Below are 16,521 nucleotides of genomic sequence, written 5' to 3'. Positions count from 1 at the left end.
CTTAGTAGTCATTTTAAAAATTAAAGTAATATTCCCTAAAATTATTTTACAAAATAAAAACTACCTAAATACAAAATACTTCTGAAATAATTAATAATTTTAGGGGAAATTATTATAATCTTTTCATCCGATAATAAGTATCATTACGAAATATCTTATACATGAAGTAAGCTATAATGAAAAAAATTATCAAATAAGGAGGCCTATAATATGAAAAAATTAGGTTTTAAGAAATTAGGATTTTTATCACTAATTTTTATGTTAGCTGTTGGACTATTCGCTTGTTCTAATGCTAATAAAAATTCAAATACAAGCGAAAAACTTAAAGTTGTGGCGACTAACTCTATTATCGCCGACATCACTAAAAACATTGCAGGTGATAAAATTGATTTACACAGTATAGTACCTGTTGGACAAGATCCACATGAGTACGAACCACTACCTGATGATGTTAAAAAGACTTCGCAAGCTAACCTTATATTTTATAATGGTATTAACTTAGAAACTGGTGGAAATGCTTGGTTTACTAAATTAGTACAAAATGCTAAAAAAGAAGAAAATAAAGATTACTATGCTGTAAGTGATGGAGTTGAGGTTATTTATCTTGAAGGGCAAAATGAAAAAGGTAAAGAAGACCCTCATGCATGGTTAAACCTTGAAAATGGTATGATTTACGCTAAAAACATTGCAAAACAACTTAGTGCAAAAGATCCAAAAAATAAAGATTTCTATGAAGCTAATCTAAAAAATTATCTAGAAAAACTAGAGACATTAGATAAAGAAGCTAAACAAAAATTCAACAATATTCCAAAAGAGAAAAAAATGATTGTAACTAGTGAAGGATGCTTCAAATACTTCTCTAAAGCTTACAACGTACCTTCTGCATATATTTGGGAAATTAATACAGAAGAAGAAGGAACTCCTGATCAAATTAAAGCATTAGTTGAAAAACTACGTAAAACAAAAGTGCCTTCTCTATTCGTTGAAAGCAGTGTTGATGAACGTCCAATGCAAACAGTATCAAAAGATACTAATATTCCAATCTTTGAAAAAATCTTCACAGATTCTGTAGCAGAACCAGGGCAAAATGGTGACAGCTACTACAATATGATGAAATGGAACTTAGATAAGATTGCTGAAGGGCTTTCTAAATAATTAACTTACCCAGAAAAAAATCTCCTACAAAATAACTTTAAGTTTTGTAGGAGATTTTTTTAATCTAGTATTATCTTTTTAGCATCAATCATTCTTATTTTTTTATAATAATATCTTATAAACAATTCATATATTAAAATAAATAAAATTGAACTTATTAATAATGATAAATAATCAAAATTATATACTACCTGACTATCTAATTCTTTCGACAACTTAATTAATAACACTTTTATTAATACATATTGATAGACTGTTCCTATAATAAAACCTACCAGTGCCACTATTCTATATTTAGACAATACTATTTGAGAACATTCACTAACAGAATACCCCATTATATTTAGGATAGAAATATTTTTCTTATTATTACTAACTATAACCTCAAGAGTTATCAGGAGAATAGATAATGACAAAATTACACCTATTACTGTCATAATCATTCGTATTATAGTATCAACAAAATCTCTCATTCCTAATGACATTTGAATCATTGAAGAAAATGACATTGCGGCAAAAATAATAAAGAATATTAGTGTTTTATTACTATACAAAATTGTCGACTCTAATTCTTTTATAAATTTTTCTTGTATCTTTGGTTTTCTTTTCTTAATAATTTTATTTTTCAACTCTAGTTGTTTTAGCAAAACTGTTGTTGGTACATTTAATTTTAATAAAACATACATCATTGATAATATTAAGAATAGCAATGTCGGAAGTAATACTAAATATATTAACGGCTGTAGATGGAAGTCTATTGTTAGATTTGTAAGTATATTATCCTTGTTTCTACTCTCATAAAACTTTGGCATCAATAAATACGAACTACCAAAACCTAAAAAAGTTCCTAAGAAAATCAGTAAGCTAAACACTGAGAAATTTTTTGATATAAACATATTACTATATCCTAAAGCTTTTAAAATCCCTATCTTATGTTTCGACTGGTCTATATGCTGTTTTATATAAAAAAGTAGCATTATTGCTGAACTAATTGAAAGTATTACTCCAGTAACAATTATAACAAACTTCGAAACTATGAGCTGTGTATCATAGAATTTTTTTTGAATTAAATTTAGAGTAGTTATATCTAAGTCTTTTAAATCTAAATAAAAATTAAAAAATAATGTCGTAACAAATACCGCACAAAAACTTATTATTACTACTGCTATAGCTTTCTTTAAATCTTTAACTTCAACTATCATAAATTACCATCCTATCTCAGCCACAGTTTTTGGAGTACTATTTTCTTCTATCGATGATACCTTACCACTTTTTACATGAACTATTTTATTGGCAATTTGTGCAATATTTTCATTGTGAGTAACCATTATCATAGTAAATTTTGATTCATTTCTTAATTTAAAGATATACTCCAATATACCTCTTCCTGTTTCTTCATCCAATGCTCCTGTAGGTTCATCCAAAAACAATACTTTTGGTTTCTTAGCTAATGCTCGAGCAATAGAAACTCGTTGCTGTTCTCCTCCTGATAATTCATTAGGATATTTTTCAACCTTATCCTCTAAACCAAGTTCTTTTAATATTTCAGAACAGTCACTATTATTTGCTAAATTAGCACCAATTCTAACATTCTGGAAAACAGTTAAATTATTTAATAAATAATATTGTTGAAAAACAAATCCTATATTCTTTCTGCGAAATTCTGTTAATTGAGTTTCTGTATAATTACTTATGTTTTCTCCATTGTATAAAACTTCTCCTGAATCTGACTTTTCTAAACCTGATAAAATATTTAATAATGTGGATTTCCCTGATCCAGATGCTCCTAATATAACTACAAAATCATTTTCATCTACACTTAGATTAATTCCTCTTAAAACATCTTGACCAGCAAATTCTTTCCTAATATCTTTTGCTAAAATCATTTAATTATTCTCCTTCAAAAAACTCTTTACTAAACTTCTAGCTATCTCTGTCGTTGCTTCTATTATCTCAATCTTAGTAAAACTATATATTCCTGTAACACTTAACGTTGCAATCCCATGACTATAAGTAAATAAATGTGTATAAAATTTTTCAGCGCTTTTTATAGATATCTTATGTTCATTCACTATTGACTCTATAACTTTTTTATACTCATAATCATACATAGGGAGAAAATCTTTAAAATCTTCAATCTCTACACTTTTATTCATAAATAGCCATTCAAATAATTTTGGTTCATTTTTAGAGAATAATATATATTCAATTCCAAGCCTTTTAAATGGACTTTCATCTTTTAAAGAAATTTTAACCTTGTGTAAAAATTCATTTCTAGCTAATTGATTGACTTCTCTTATCAAATTTTCCATATTACCAAACAAACTAAATATTACTTTCGTAGAAGCATTTAATTCTCTTGCAATAGTTCGTGCACTTATTTCCTTTATCCCATTAATTCTTATAAAGTCAAGTGCAACCTCTAAAATTTCTTCTTTAGTAAATTTAAACTTAGGTGCCATTGTATTCCCTCCAATAAGAAACAGGTGTTTCTTATTGGGATTATAGCATCTAAAATTTTGTTTGTCAAGAATAATCATATTATTATTGCGCTTTCAAATTTTATGTTATACAATAGTAGTAAGTAATGATATAAGGAGTTATCTATGAATATGATTAAAAATTTACCTACACCAATTGCTGGCCTTGCACTTGGTTCTGTTGCTCTTGGCAATATGTTTCAAATATATAGTTCTATATTACAGACTATTTTTAGCTTATTATCTTTAATAATTATTATCCTATTAACAATAAAGTTCTTTCTATATAGCGATAAACTAAAAGAAGAAATGAAAAATCCTGTTTTAGCAACAGTGCTTGCGACTTATCCAATGAGTATTATGTTATTAAGTTCTTTTTTCAAAAAATATATAGGGTTATATAGTTTACCTACTTGGATTATTGGTATATGTCTTGATATTTGTGTTGTTAGCTATGCTACTTATAATTTTATTATCAAAGACAAACATATTAAAAATATTTATCCAACATGGTTTATTACCTTTGTTGGACCTGCTGTAGTTACTGTGACGGCAATTAATTATAATGTAGAAATAGTTGGCTTAATCTTTTTTTATTTCTCATTAATCAATTATTTATTACTCTTACCATTTGTATTATATAGAGTTTATAAATATAAACACTTCAATGAGGGAGATTACCCAACGATTACGGTATTTTCTGCACCTGGCGGTCTGTTATTAGCTAGTTATATGATTGGAGTAACTCAAAAAAATAACTTTATTCTTGCAATACTAATACCTCTTACGGTTTTATTATTCATTTTTGTCTTAATACAATTACCATTTTTACTAAATAGAAAGTTCTACCCTAGTTTCTCTGCCTTTACTTTCCCTTTAGTAATATGTGCTATAGCTTTTCAAAAAACCGGAATTTATTATCAACTAGGTGATTTTTCTATTCTAAAAATTTTAATTCATCTTAGCGAATTATTAGCAATAATTATTGTAATTTACATATGGTACGGCTTCATTAAAAATTTATCATATAAATAATTAAACTACTTTTTATAAATTATTTAAGGAGATGATTCATATGAGTAGAAAAAAATATGCTATCATTATATTATTATTTGCTATCCTTGTAATTTCTTTTGGTATATACATAGATAATACTAAATTTGAACATACGGGAAGTATACTAATGTGCTGTCTATACTCTTTTATCTGCTTTTTTACATCTTATCTACTTATATATAAAAAAAGCTATAATATTCTTGCTGGTATGACTGAAGAGGAATATAACAGAATAGAAAAAATACCTGAAGAAAAACAAAAAATGGAAAAAATTTCTAAAAGAGTTGGTTATATATTTGTTTTTATAGGTATTCTATTCTTGTTTTCCATTTATTTTATATGATTGAAAAAGACACAGTTTAAATTTAAGGTTCTTTGTCAATAGATGTTGATAAAAAAAATGATAAAAAAATATTTAGCTCATAAAACATTGATATTACTAGCTTAATTCAACTTTTTTTATGAGTTTTTTCTATATTTTTTACACTTTTTTAAAATTTTTTTACAACAAATAAACCTACCAAATAGAAAATTTTGATTTTTATTATCTCTACTATTCTTACATAGGTTTATTATTCTATTCTATTTTCTTTTCTACTAATTATCCTGTTCTATTTCTTTCTTGTTGTTTATTATTCTTCGATAAATAATTAAATATCATAAATATCCTTGTTCTAAAATTTTGAAAATTTCTATACCCACAAGCATTATTTTTTAATCTCTTTATATTTCTGTTTGCAGCTTCTACTACTCCATTTGAATATGGATAAATTATAGAATTAATAATATATTCTTTATATTTTAAATACGTTCTTAAAGTTGATTTTATTTTCCAATGATTAATATTTGTATCTCTAAATATATCATCTAATTTTGATACATCTTTATTATCAAACATTTCAAATACTGACTGCATTAAGTAATACGCTTCTTCTAATTCTTCTGATAATGATAATATATATTTTATTACATCATAATCAGAATAAAAGTCATATCCTCTATACTTCTTATAATGCGTTGTTACATTTTCCGATTTTAATTTTATGAGATCTCTAAATCTATAGAGAACTCTATAATTAAAATCAGTAACCTTATATTTATTCATTAATTCTATTCTTATTCTATTTAATGTTTCCGTTGCTAATTTAATTATATGAAATCTATCTATTATTATTTTAGATTTTTTAAAATGTTTCCTAGCCAAACTTATATAAGTATCCCACATATCAGTAACAAAATATTCTACTTGTTCTTTTGCTTCTACTGTATATCCTGAAAAATAGTCATCTAAATATTGTTTTCTTCTTGTTACTAAAAAATCTTTTACTCTTCTATTTTCTATATCATATATTAAACAATTATACTTACCTTGATATGTTTTAACTCCATTTATTTCATCTATTCCTACTACTTTTGGTAATGTATCTTTTCTTACTTTTATATTTTTTTTATATCTTGATACCTGCTTTTGTACATAAGATGTTGATATTTCATTACTATTAGCTATATCATTTAATGAATTTTTCGTCTTTGCTAACTGGTAATCTACCACATTTGATACTGCTTTTAACTTTCTACAATGTTTTTTACAATCCTTAAACATTACACTAAAACAATAATTACACTTTTGACAAAGTATTCTTTGTTTTTCTAATACTAAATATGATTTTACACCACAAATATTTAATATTTGTAATTTTACTACATCTACACCATTTTTTAATAATTCCTGATTTTTACATTTAGGACATTTTTTAGGAACATAACTTATACTACCATATATATAATTTACTTGTTTATTATCCTCTTTAATTTTTTCAGAATGATACAATCTTAATCTTTTATCTTTAAAATTTAAAAGTTCTAATACATCAATCATAAATATTACCTAACCACTTTTTTTTACTTTATTTTATCATATTAGACACTTTTATTATTACTATTTAAACATATTACAAATAAAAAAAGAGAGTTTTTACACTCTCTTAATAATATTTAGTTTCTATTAATACATTTCCATTATTATAATGGTCTAAAAACTGAAAATCATTTAATTTTATATAATTTTTTATTGTCTTTCTTATCACTTTTGAATCTTCTTTAAACTTATCTTTTACTGGTTTAACTTCATAACTCATATAATTACATGGTTTACTTTCTGATTCTATTTCTCGAAGCCAAATACTTTTATCACTTATTTTTACTATTTGATAAAAATCCCAATTTGTTTGTTCATAACCCCAACAAGCTGACAAAATTTCTCCTACTGCTAATCTTTCTTTATATATCATTATTTCTTCTCCTTTGAATATAATTTATAAGTTAATTTATAATTGGTAGTTGCTTAATTAACTTATCTTTATTATAACGCAGTTGCGTTGTTTTGTCAACTATTTTTTTATGCGTTTTATAAATTTCTAGATTTTTTTTCCTGGTTTATTAACTCTTCTAACTCCAATAAATGCTCATGTGTCGCCAACTTTAAAAATCTTTTTGTATTACTTCTTAAATTTCTATACAATCTTTTTTTCTTACTTTCCTCATTATTATTATATAACTCTCTATCTCTTTTATTTCTTTGTTCTTTTTCCATCTTCCATTATCCTTTTTTTACTTGATCACTTCTGTGTTTAAATTAAAAAAAGGATAAGGCTTTTATACCTTATCCTTATAAGCCTACTATATCTATTACTTTATTCAAAAAATAAAAGTCGATAATTAGAAATTACTTCTCTAACTTGATTTAATTCATTTTCTAATTGTAAAATTTCTTGATAAATTATTTCACTATCTACTTTTGAAACTCTCAACACTTTATTTTCTTTATAATAATTATCGTTTATTTCTAAAATATAATCAAATGGAGTATTTTTTAATCGACCCTCAAACTGTAAATTTCCGTATCTATCATTTAACACTAATACATTTCCTTTATCTTCTACAGCTAACGCTATAAAATCAGTATCTTTTATTTTATCAAATAATTTCATTAAACTTACACCTCTATTCATCTTCTAATTCTATTTCTAATTGTTTATATAAATTATAATCTTTCGTATACAATCTATCACTAAAATCTATTTCTACTTTTCCTGTCGCTAACAAATTTTTATTTATCTGTTCTATTTCTTTAATTCCTAAATTACTATATTCAATTATAGTATCAAAATAATGAACTCCTTTAAAATAAAATTCATAATCTGAACTTCTATAATTTTTACCTTCCATTATTTCTACTATAAAATCTTTATACTTATTATCTGAAATCCTTTCAACAAAACTATTATAATAATCTAATGCCTCATCTCCTGATGTTTCTAATAAATACTTATATAAATCTTCATCATAATCTTCATCAAACAATATATATTGTTCCTCTTCAAGACTAGGTGAATTAGAATTTAATAACATACTTAAATCATAATAAATACCTCTAAAATTATCTCCCTCTATCTCTACTTCTCTTTGATACCCACTATGCTTAAATTTTAATACTAACATTGTTCTTTTCTCCTTAATTATTTTTATTGACAAGTTAGAAAAAATAATTTAAAATTAGGTTATTCAATTATTTTTTAATTGAAACCTTTGAATGAGAAGAATTAGCTTGTAATTGGTAGTTGCTTGGCTGATTCTTCTTTTTTTATTTTATCTTAACTCTTAATATTATTATAACGCAATTGCGTTGTTTTGTCAACTATTTCCTTATATGTTTTATAAATTTCTTTTCTTTCTCTCTTGAATTAATTGCTCAAATTCTGCAATATCCTCACAATCCATATTTTTAATAAAATTTCTTGCAGTAGAACGCTTGACTATATAATTTTTACGCTCTCTATTCTTATCATCCCAATTCTTATTAGCTTTTCTTTTTGATTCTGATAACTTACTCATATCTAACACCCACTATTTCTTCTGGTTTAACTTCCGCTACGATATATTCCTCATATTGTCCACGGTTAGAATCATTAGGTGCAATTTCATTTCTGTAAGCCTCTACTTCAACCTCAAGCACCACATCTCCATATTGTGTGAAGCTTGTAACATCTGATATTGGATTGAATAAGTAAACAACTTCTGTCGAATTATTAGCTCTTCTGTTTCCCTCCCAATTATCATTACCAGTTTTAGAAATTGGTAAAATACCTTCTTTTAAAATTTTATCCAAATCTTCTGAACTAACATTTTTGTATAATTTCATTTTCTTTGGTTCTCTAAATTCAAAAGGAACAATTGTAGATAAATAATTTTTATTACCAATTTTAACCCCTTCATTAAATATATTAGTTACTCCGTAATAATCAAGTTTTAGTTCGTGTAGAAACTCAAATACTACTATTCTATCATTCCACTCGTATTCAGAATTAATATATTCTTCTTCATTCCCTCTTATCACAACAGTTACCATTTTAATATCCGGTTTCTTAAAATACCAACTGCAATGAGTAATATTTACCATCTCAAGAACTACACGGTCATTAAATCTTCTAATATCAAATGTAATAGTCTCATATTTTGATGTTTTTACAAATTTAAAAATTGATTGAGCATCAAGTAAATACTCTTTTGTTACATCTATCATTAGAGACCTACCGTTTTTTTCTATAAATTTTCTCACTGTCTTTTACCTCTTTTCTTATTTCATACCTTTATTATATCATACACGTTATAACGTGTCAATAGTTTTTTAAAAAAAGACATAAAAAAAGAGCCGACACCGGCTCAGCCATAAGGCAATGTAAATAAATACTTATTTGAACTCGAATGATTAGATTCAAAATATACATTCTCTCAAACTATAAAATACCGTATTTACCTATAACTAAATAATACTACTAATTATAGATTTTGTCAATAATTCAATTAAAAACTTTCCTGTATTTCCTTTAATTCTTTAATAAACATATTATCACTACTTCCTAATACAAATAATCTTTCTTTTGCCCTTGTCATTGCTACATATAATAATCTTCGTTCTTCTTCTATTACCTGTATTCCTGCCAAATCATTTTTATCTAATTTTTCGTAATTAGCTTTATTCAAATAAGGATATTTTTCATGCAAATTTACTACAAATACATTCTTATATTCTAATCCTTTGCTTGCGTGCATTGTCATTATTTGCACTTTATCAGCTTTTCCTGTATCTTTAAAATATTGAATATAATCTAAATATTCTGTTAAAGTCATATATCCATTTTTTTCATAATACCTATTTGCTTCTCTTACAAATTCCTGTAAATAATGATATTCTGATAATATTACTTCATCAAAAAATTCTTCTACTACTTTTTCTATAATTATTACAAATGATTTTTCCATATTATAATCTTTAAATTTGTCTACAAATTTTTCTATTTTAGAAGCATACCTTTTTAATTCTTTATATTCCTCATAATTTTTCATTATCTGATAATAACTTTTTATATCTTCCTGTACTGAAATTTCTTCAATTTTATTATAAAATTGTTCTCCTAAACCTAATTTCATATTTTTTATTATTCTACTTAAAGAAATATTATCTGTATCTATAATTAAAAATTTTAACACTGCCATTAAATCTTTTATAATTTTTCTCTTTAATAGTGGAAATTCTCCTACCATTGTATAACCTATATCATTTTTTACAAATTTCAATTTTAAATCTGATAAATAATCAAAATCCCTATTTCTTATTAATATTGCTATATCATTTTTATTTGAACCCAATTTTTGTATTTGATCAAATAAAAATTCTATTTGATTTTCTTTAGAACTTATTTCTTGTATATCTGGAATCACACCTATTTTATCAGACCTTAATGTTTTATCAATTCTATTTTTATTTTGCTTAATAAAACCATCTGCTAAATTTAATATTTGCTGTGTCGACCTATAATTTCTTTCTAATTTTATAACTTTACAATCAGGATATTCTAATTGAAAATCTCTAAAATATTTTGAATTACTTCCTCTCCAACCATAAATAGCTTGGTCTTCATCTCCTACTATCAATACTTTATTTTTATTTTTTAATAATTTAATTAATTTATATTGCTCTTTATTTACATCTTGATATTCATCTACAAATATATAATCAAACGCTGAACTTACTTCTTTTCTTATTTCTGGATAACGTTCTAATAATACTATTACTAAATTTACTAAATCATCTAATTCTATATATCCATTGGCAAATACTTCTAATACGTAAGCGTGATACAATTCTTTAAATAATTCTTCATATTCTTTATTGGAACTTTCTATATATCTATTATTCTTTTTAGCGTTAAAATCTATTAATAATCCTTTAATAGTCTTATTAAACTCATTTACTTTATTATATAAATCATTAAATCTTATTATTTTATCTAGTATTTTTTCTCTGCCCTCATCTTCCAATATTTTTAAACTTTTATAGCCTAACAATTCATAATTATCATCTTTATCTAAAATACTTTTTGCCAACTGATGAAATGTATTAACTACTACTCCTGAATGATTAGTACATAATGAATTATTTACACGTTCTCTTATTTCTCTTACTGCTTTATTTGTAAATGTAACTGCTAATATATTATATGGAATTACTCTTTGTTCTTTAATCAAATATATTATTTTTTTAACTATAGTATTTGTTTTACCTGTTCCTGCACCTGCTACAAGCATTATTTCATTATCATTACTTAATACTGCTTCTAATTGTTCATTATTCAAACTTTCTAAATACTTATACACTATTTTATACCTCTTATCCTTTTTATCACTAATAAAAAATAGAGTAGAATTAATCTACTCTAAATTAATATATATTCAAAGTTTAATGTTTATGCAATCCCCCAAATAATACATCAAACATTTTTTCTAATTGTTCATTTTCTTTAAATAATTTATCTAATTCTTTTTTCTTTTCTTCTTTTATCTTTGTTTGTTTACTAATTTCTGATATTACTTCTTCTTTAGCTTTCTTATATCTCGCTACACTTTCAGTTTTTCCTTGTTTATTATATTCTTCTATTTTTTCATCTGTAAATTTTAATAATTCTTCTTGTTCTTTTAATGTTTTTTCTGCTGATTTTATAGCACCTTGATTAGATATAATATGATGTGATAATTTTTCATGTTCATTAAATTTATCTTTTGTAGCTTTTGTTAAATCATATTTTTTTGCTTCTTGTAAATTTAATTCTACTTCTCGTTTATCTTTACTATCTCGATTATTTTCCATTATCACCTTGAAATTATCATCTACTAATAAATCAGCTTCTAATACTAACATGTGTTCATCATTTTGAAATTGATTCATTTCTTTTTTTTCATTTTTAAACATTATATAATACTTAAAATCACTACTATAATCTGTTTCACTTTTTGCGAACACTAACATTATTTTCTTATTATCTCTATCATTAATTATCCTATATGGCAAAAATTGTAATCCTTTATTATCTTTTTCATATTTTTCTTGCACAGGTGTATATTGCACTTTATTTTGTTGTTGTGATTCTTGTTTTCCTTTATTATAAAATTTATAAAAAGTAAAAACTGATAATACCACAAATAATATCAACAATAATAATGTTTTCTTATTCTTCTTTATAAAATCTTTCATTTTCTTTTACTCCTATTTATATTGTCTATAAAATGCTTCTGCAAATTTTAATCTTTCAGCTAATGCTACAACTCCTGCTCTTTCAAAATATCTTTCAAACAATTCTGTTGCCTCTGATACATCATGAATATTTTTAAAATCTTCAAAAGACTTTGAACCAAACTGAATATTTTTCATTTCCTCTATAGTGAAATTAAGTTGTGCTGTTAAACTTGCTACATCTAAATTATTTTCTTTAGACCAATTTTCTAATTTTGTTCTTCTTTCAAAACTCCATTGAGCAAGTCCAAAACCTATACCATTACCTATCTCTGTTATTGCAGGATTCATTCCACTTTCACGTTGAAAATTACCCATTATTCCAGCTGTTGCTTCTGCACTAAAACCTTGCTTTTTAAAGAAATTCCAAACTTTCTCTGCATTATCACCACCTACTAACTCTGTATCAATCCCATTAACACCGTTACAATTTTTATTACTTGAACTTTCTACATGAGTTTCTAATTTATCACTTACTCTTATTATATCCCCATTATTTAATACTTCCTTACCCAAATATGGTGAACTATCTTTAGTAGCCAAACTAGGTGGATTTTCCTGTACCTCAAAATGAACATGATATACTGTTGTCGCTCCAGTATTACCTAATATTCCTATCTGGTCGCCTTTTTTCACAGTATCACCTTGTTTTACTGTAGCTTCTCTTAAATGCCCATAATAAGCATGTTTACCATTTCCCATATCTATTAATACATAATTTCCACCTATACCAGTATAACCTACTACTTCTACTGTTCCATCTGATATTGTATGTACCCCAACTTTTTCAGAACTAAAATCTCTAAAATTAGTAGGTTGTACATCTATTCCTGTATGTCCTATATTTCCATATAATGTTCCTATATTTTGCTTTGCCCATGCTGTTAAACCGAATCCTTGCAACACTACATAATCCTCTGCAAATATATGCCCACCTGCATTTATTGAACTTCCATTACAACCTTTATTACTTGTCATTGCTCCACCTATCGTAAATATTAAAACTATAGGTAATAATAAGAACAAAATAAAAAAAGGTAAACAACCTAACGCTACCTTTCTTCCTACTTTATTCTTTTTTTCATCTTCCATTTTATCAACTCCTACTTAAATTACTTCAATTTTTTTATCTTAAATTTCTATGATATAATATTAATATATTTATTTATGGAGGAATTACATATGATTAAAGAAATTTTTGATATTCTAAATTCAAAAAGCAACACTTTATTTTCAAAAATTACACTCTTAATTTTTATATTATCTATTGCAATATCATTAAATATTATTAACATTAATATTGAATTAAATAATTATTTAATTTTTAAATACATAAATAATTATACAACTGAAATTACCCAATTATATATATTAACAATTAAAATTTTAGGTATCCTTGTTATAATTCAATCTATAAAATTCTTTATATACGTTAAAATTACTCATCGTTGGGATAAAAAAGAAAATAGACTCCCACATACTACTTATGACTTGATTAATGATATTACTAATATTCTTACTAAAACAACCATTATTTTTACTTTCACAAATATAACAAATTCAACTAATTTTCCTATAGAAAATATCAAAAATTCTTTTACATTTAATAATATAGAAGGCATCTTTTTTATAATTGGTACTTTTATATTAACTTGCAATATCTTTATATACTTATTAGGTATTTTTTTACCTGGAAAAAATAAACCTTTTTTTTAAATGAAGAAAAACAATTAAATAACAAAAACAAAAATTCTACCTCTCTTAAAATTAAAAAGGATAACTAGTTCTAGCTATCCTTTATCTTTTATTTAATTCTTCTAACATACTATTATATGCTTGTTCATCTTCTTCTGTAATTTCACGTTCACTTGAAGATTTCGTTTGAGATATATTTTTCATTTGTTCTTTTAAATAATCAGGGAATGGTGCTGAATATACTGGTTTATTGATAGAAGTAAAATTCTTAGTTTGTCCTGCTCTATTAACTATATTCTCTAATCTTCTAGAATCACTTTGATTTTGATATAATCCATTATTTTTACTTTCACTTGCATAATCAATTATACTATGCAATCTTTCTTTATCATTACCTAATTTATCTAAGTATTTATTATATTCATCTTGTGTTAAATTAATATTACTATATTGTCCTGTATAATCTGAATATTTTAAAGAACTATCTTCAACTAATGGTCTGGTTTCAACATAATCATTACTTGAAGAACCTAAACTATCATTACCACTAACATAATCAGATTGACTTGTTCTATAATCATCATAATTATAATTATTTCCTCTAGTCATATTACTTAAATTTTGATTATATTCTGTTTGAGGTGTACGAACTGAATCATTTATAACATCTTTATTCAGTATTCTTTGTTCTTCATCTAAAACAGGCTGATTATTTAAAGAATTACCACTTACATTACTTTGATTATTACTTGTAACCTCTTGTGGTGTACGTTCTACTTCTTCATAATTATAACGTTCTCGAACTTGTGGAGAATCTAGATTTTCTTCTGGTGCTTTATTTTCTTGATATGAATTTTCTTGTTTATTCATATCTTGATTTTCACCACTCGATCCACTGTTAAATATCGAACCATTAAATCTAGGTTTTCTCATCATTCCATTAAGTGTTGACATACCTATATTTCCTACTCCACCCGCTGAAAGAGTTGCTAAAATCTGTTTTCTATTCTTCCACATTGCCACTAAAGATACTACAAGTAATATTGTTGATGTTGTATATATAGTTAATGGACTTGCATTTGAACTTTCCATTATTTTTCTAGTTAAATTCATTACCAACGATACCAATAATATTACTAATCCCAACATTGCCTTTATTGCATATAAACCAAATAAATTTTTAAATACACTTATATAACTCATTCTCATAAATGGTAAATAAGAAGCTAATAATGTAAATGGCACTATTAATATATAAAAAAGTATCTGTATCTGAATTATAAAATTAAAAAACGCTATTACATTAAAGGGTAACATTAATATTAAATTCATAATTACAGATAAAAAAGATACTGTAAGTTTATGAGTTCCTGAATATGTTGAAATCCAATAATTCTGATTAGATTCACCTTTATAATCTTTATCATTTAATTCATATTCTTTAATATACTTATCTTGGTCATCAGAAACTCTAAATTTTAACAAATCATCTACTCTATTTCCACTTTCACTTTTAAAATTAGAATTACTATTTACTTTTTCTTTATCCAACTCATTAAAATTTAAAAGTAAAAATGGCTGTTCTACTGCTTGCTTAAAGAACTTCTCCCTTAATATATCTTTACCATCTAATTTTTCATCACTTCCTAATAATTTATCTCCACTCGTCGCTATAGTTGATTGAACATCATTAGAAAACTCATTAGCACTATTAATTATACTGCTTGCATTAGTAACCCATAGAGTACATATCCCAATTAAAAGCACTAATTGAAGCATATCCTTTACTCCTCGATGTGCAGATACCATATAACGCATACCTGCCACTACCGCACCAATAAAAAATAGAAGTATTCCATATTTACCAAATACATTATTGTATATAGTTGAAGATGTATCACCTAATAAATTTACAATGCTATTTAATGCGTCACTATCATACAACATTTTTAAGAAAAAATCTGTAATACTCGCAACTACTTTAGCTACTCCAAATAAAAAATTAGCTATCATATTTGACAAACTAGCTGTTTTTAACAATTTAGCCTCATCATATATATAACTTTGATATTGTTCTAAATTATTATATTTATCATCAATACTTGAAGCATATACTACGCTTATTGTAGAAAAAACAAATAATAACAAACTTATCATTATATATATTATTTTCCTCTTTTTTGTCATTTCTAACTCCTTTCGTAAATAAAAAAAAGATAACATTATTCCGTTATCTTTTTTATAAATTATTATTAATTTACCCCTAAAATTCCGCTTTTAAATTTTTATTATTATTTTCTTCATACACTTTTTTCTGAAGCATATTAGCTACTATACTTTCATCCCCTGAAGAAAATCTAACAACTTTACTTTCCTTATCAATTAAATAAACATCTGTATCTGACTTATCTTTTTTGTCAGGAAATGTAATTTTATAAGTATTATATTGACCTTTAATTTTATCTAAATTATAATTCACGTCATATACTTCTATATTAATATTTT

At 25.0% G+C, this 16,521-nt stretch carries 19 protein-coding genes; 4 read left to right on the top strand and 15 right to left on the bottom strand.

What is annotated here, in order from left to right; genetic code table 11:
* The first annotated feature begins 258 nt into the window (after positions 1-258).
* The gene (locus tag O3802_RS05285; protein WP_371458716.1) at positions 259-1,155 is read left to right on the top strand and encodes a metal ABC transporter substrate-binding lipoprotein; all 897 of its coding nucleotides are present in this window, start codon (positions 259-261) and stop codon (positions 1,153-1,155) included.
* 59 nt (positions 1,156-1,214) lie between these two features.
* On the opposite strand, the gene O3802_RS05280 is transcribed toward O3802_RS05285, so the two are convergent.
* From O3802_RS05280 to O3802_RS05270, 3 genes are read right to left on the bottom strand one after another with little or no spacing between them, the layout of a single operon-like run.
* Positions 1,215-2,357, bottom strand: a complete 1,143-nt coding sequence (locus tag O3802_RS05280) for an FtsX-like permease family protein (RefSeq protein ID WP_371458610.1) — start codon at positions 2,355-2,357, stop codon at positions 1,215-1,217.
* Between the two features lie 3 nt (positions 2,358-2,360).
* On the bottom strand, positions 2,361-3,041 hold the full coding sequence (locus O3802_RS05275) for an ABC transporter ATP-binding protein (protein WP_371458609.1): 681 nt from the start codon (positions 3,039-3,041) through the stop codon (positions 2,361-2,363).
* Positions 3,042-3,617, bottom strand: a complete 576-nt coding sequence (locus O3802_RS05270) for a TetR/AcrR family transcriptional regulator (protein WP_371458608.1) — start codon at positions 3,615-3,617, stop codon at positions 3,042-3,044.
* Positions 3,618-3,761: 144 nt separating this feature from the next.
* Between O3802_RS05270 and O3802_RS05265 the strand changes: the two genes are divergently transcribed.
* Both O3802_RS05265 and O3802_RS05260 read left to right on the top strand, forming a co-directional pair.
* Positions 3,762-4,670, top strand: coding sequence for a TDT family transporter (locus O3802_RS05265; RefSeq protein WP_371458607.1), 909 nt, complete (start codon positions 3,762-3,764; stop codon positions 4,668-4,670).
* A 40-nt stretch (positions 4,671-4,710) separates the two neighbouring features.
* A complete protein-coding gene (locus O3802_RS05260; protein WP_371458606.1) occupies positions 4,711-5,034 on the top strand; it encodes a hypothetical protein in 324 nt (107 codons plus the stop codon).
* A gap of 258 nt (positions 5,035-5,292) precedes the next feature.
* Here the strand turns inward: O3802_RS05260 and O3802_RS05255 are convergent, their stop codons facing one another.
* The 10 genes from O3802_RS05255 to O3802_RS05210 form a co-directional block, all read right to left on the bottom strand.
* Positions 5,293-6,570, bottom strand: coding sequence for an ISL3 family transposase (locus O3802_RS05255; RefSeq protein WP_371458605.1), 1,278 nt, complete (start codon positions 6,568-6,570; stop codon positions 5,293-5,295).
* Between the two features lie 106 nt (positions 6,571-6,676).
* A complete protein-coding gene (locus O3802_RS05250; RefSeq protein WP_371458604.1) occupies positions 6,677-6,982 on the bottom strand; it encodes a hypothetical protein in 306 nt (101 codons plus the stop codon).
* Between the two features lie 116 nt (positions 6,983-7,098).
* Complete coding sequence (locus O3802_RS05245; RefSeq protein WP_371458603.1) at positions 7,099-7,284, bottom strand: hypothetical protein; 186 nt, start codon at positions 7,282-7,284, stop codon at positions 7,099-7,101.
* A 100-nt stretch (positions 7,285-7,384) separates the two neighbouring features.
* Positions 7,385-7,681: a hypothetical protein gene (locus O3802_RS05240; RefSeq protein WP_371458602.1), complete on the bottom strand. Its 297-nt coding sequence runs from the start codon at positions 7,679-7,681 to the stop codon at positions 7,385-7,387.
* A 13-nt stretch (positions 7,682-7,694) separates the two neighbouring features.
* The gene (locus tag O3802_RS05235) at positions 7,695-8,192 is read right to left on the bottom strand and encodes a hypothetical protein (RefSeq protein WP_371458601.1); all 498 of its coding nucleotides are present in this window, start codon (positions 8,190-8,192) and stop codon (positions 7,695-7,697) included.
* 213 nt (positions 8,193-8,405) lie between these two features.
* Positions 8,406-8,585: a hypothetical protein gene (locus O3802_RS05230; RefSeq protein ID WP_371458600.1), complete on the bottom strand. Its 180-nt coding sequence runs from the start codon at positions 8,583-8,585 to the stop codon at positions 8,406-8,408.
* Positions 8,578-9,309: a hypothetical protein gene (locus O3802_RS05225; protein WP_371458599.1), complete on the bottom strand. Its 732-nt coding sequence runs from the start codon at positions 9,307-9,309 to the stop codon at positions 8,578-8,580. The genes O3802_RS05230 and O3802_RS05225 overlap by 8 nt, the downstream gene beginning before the upstream one ends.
* A 245-nt stretch (positions 9,310-9,554) precedes the next feature.
* Entirely contained in the window at positions 9,555-11,408 is a 1,854-nt protein-coding gene (locus tag O3802_RS05220; protein WP_371458598.1) for an ATP-dependent helicase, read from the bottom strand.
* Between the two features lie 82 nt (positions 11,409-11,490).
* Positions 11,491-12,282 (bottom strand): hypothetical protein, encoded by a 792-nt coding sequence (locus O3802_RS05215; RefSeq protein ID WP_371458597.1) that lies wholly within the window; start codon positions 12,280-12,282, stop codon positions 11,491-11,493.
* Positions 12,283-12,294: 12 nt separating this feature from the next.
* Complete coding sequence (locus O3802_RS05210) at positions 12,295-13,413, bottom strand: phage tail tip lysozyme (protein ID WP_371458596.1); 1,119 nt, start codon at positions 13,411-13,413, stop codon at positions 12,295-12,297.
* A gap of 90 nt (positions 13,414-13,503) precedes the next feature.
* Here O3802_RS05210 and O3802_RS05205 point away from each other — a divergent pair, with 90 nt between their 5' ends.
* Positions 13,504-14,037, top strand: a complete 534-nt coding sequence (locus O3802_RS05205) for a hypothetical protein (protein WP_371458595.1) — start codon at positions 13,504-13,506, stop codon at positions 14,035-14,037.
* A gap of 81 nt (positions 14,038-14,118) precedes the next feature.
* Here O3802_RS05205 and O3802_RS05200 read toward each other — a convergent pair whose 3' ends face one another.
* Together O3802_RS05200 and O3802_RS05195 are read right to left on the bottom strand one after the other, a co-directional pair.
* Positions 14,119-16,203 (bottom strand): CD3337/EF1877 family mobilome membrane protein, encoded by a 2,085-nt coding sequence (locus O3802_RS05200; protein ID WP_371458594.1) that lies wholly within the window; start codon positions 16,201-16,203, stop codon positions 14,119-14,121.
* 76 nt (positions 16,204-16,279) lie between these two features.
* The coding region (locus O3802_RS05195) for a hypothetical protein (protein ID WP_371458593.1) at positions 16,280-16,521 on the bottom strand (242 nt) is incomplete at its 5' end.

This window comes from Gemella sp. 27098_8_92, from assembly GCF_041433685.1.
Classification (GTDB): Bacteria; Bacillota; Bacilli; order Staphylococcales; family Gemellaceae; genus Gemella.
This window is presented reverse-complemented; position numbering and strand designations above follow the sequence as displayed.

What these genes read in the sequence shown, in the direction of transcription:
- O3802_RS05285 (WP_371458716.1), top strand. Translation starts at nt 259, where the DNA reads ATGTTAGCTGTTGGACTATTCGCTTGTTCTAATGCTAATAAAAATTCA.
- O3802_RS05280 (WP_371458610.1), bottom strand. Translation starts at nt 2,357, where the DNA reads ATGATAGTTGAAGTTAAAGATTTAAAGAAAGCTATAGCAGTAGTAATA.
- O3802_RS05275 (WP_371458609.1), bottom strand. Translation starts at nt 3,041, where the DNA reads ATGATTTTAGCAAAAGATATTAGGAAAGAATTTGCTGGTCAAGATGTT.
- O3802_RS05270 (WP_371458608.1), bottom strand. Translation starts at nt 3,617, where the DNA reads ATGGCACCTAAGTTTAAATTTACTAAAGAAGAAATTTTAGAGGTTGCA.
- O3802_RS05265 (WP_371458607.1), top strand. Translation starts at nt 3,762, where the DNA reads ATGAATATGATTAAAAATTTACCTACACCAATTGCTGGCCTTGCACTT.
- O3802_RS05260 (WP_371458606.1), top strand. Translation starts at nt 4,711, where the DNA reads ATGAGTAGAAAAAAATATGCTATCATTATATTATTATTTGCTATCCTT.
- O3802_RS05255 (WP_371458605.1), bottom strand. Translation starts at nt 6,570, where the DNA reads ATGATTGATGTATTAGAACTTTTAAATTTTAAAGATAAAAGATTAAGA.
- O3802_RS05250 (WP_371458604.1), bottom strand. Translation starts at nt 6,982, where the DNA reads ATGATATATAAAGAAAGATTAGCAGTAGGAGAAATTTTGTCAGCTTGT.
- O3802_RS05245 (WP_371458603.1), bottom strand. Translation starts at nt 7,284, where the DNA reads ATGGAAAAAGAACAAAGAAATAAAAGAGATAGAGAGTTATATAATAAT.
- O3802_RS05240 (WP_371458602.1), bottom strand. Translation starts at nt 7,681, where the DNA reads ATGAAATTATTTGATAAAATAAAAGATACTGATTTTATAGCGTTAGCT.
- O3802_RS05235 (WP_371458601.1), bottom strand. Translation starts at nt 8,192, where the DNA reads ATGTTAGTATTAAAATTTAAGCATAGTGGGTATCAAAGAGAAGTAGAG.
- O3802_RS05230 (WP_371458600.1), bottom strand. Translation starts at nt 8,585, where the DNA reads ATGAGTAAGTTATCAGAATCAAAAAGAAAAGCTAATAAGAATTGGGAT.
- O3802_RS05215 (WP_371458597.1), bottom strand. Translation starts at nt 12,282, where the DNA reads ATGAAAGATTTTATAAAGAAGAATAAGAAAACATTATTATTGTTGATA.
- O3802_RS05210 (WP_371458596.1), bottom strand. Translation starts at nt 13,413, where the DNA reads ATGGAAGATGAAAAAAAGAATAAAGTAGGAAGAAAGGTAGCGTTAGGT.
- O3802_RS05205 (WP_371458595.1), top strand. Translation starts at nt 13,504, where the DNA reads ATGATTAAAGAAATTTTTGATATTCTAAATTCAAAAAGCAACACTTTA.
- O3802_RS05200 (WP_371458594.1), bottom strand. Translation starts at nt 16,203, where the DNA reads ATGACAAAAAAGAGGAAAATAATATATATAATGATAAGTTTGTTATTA.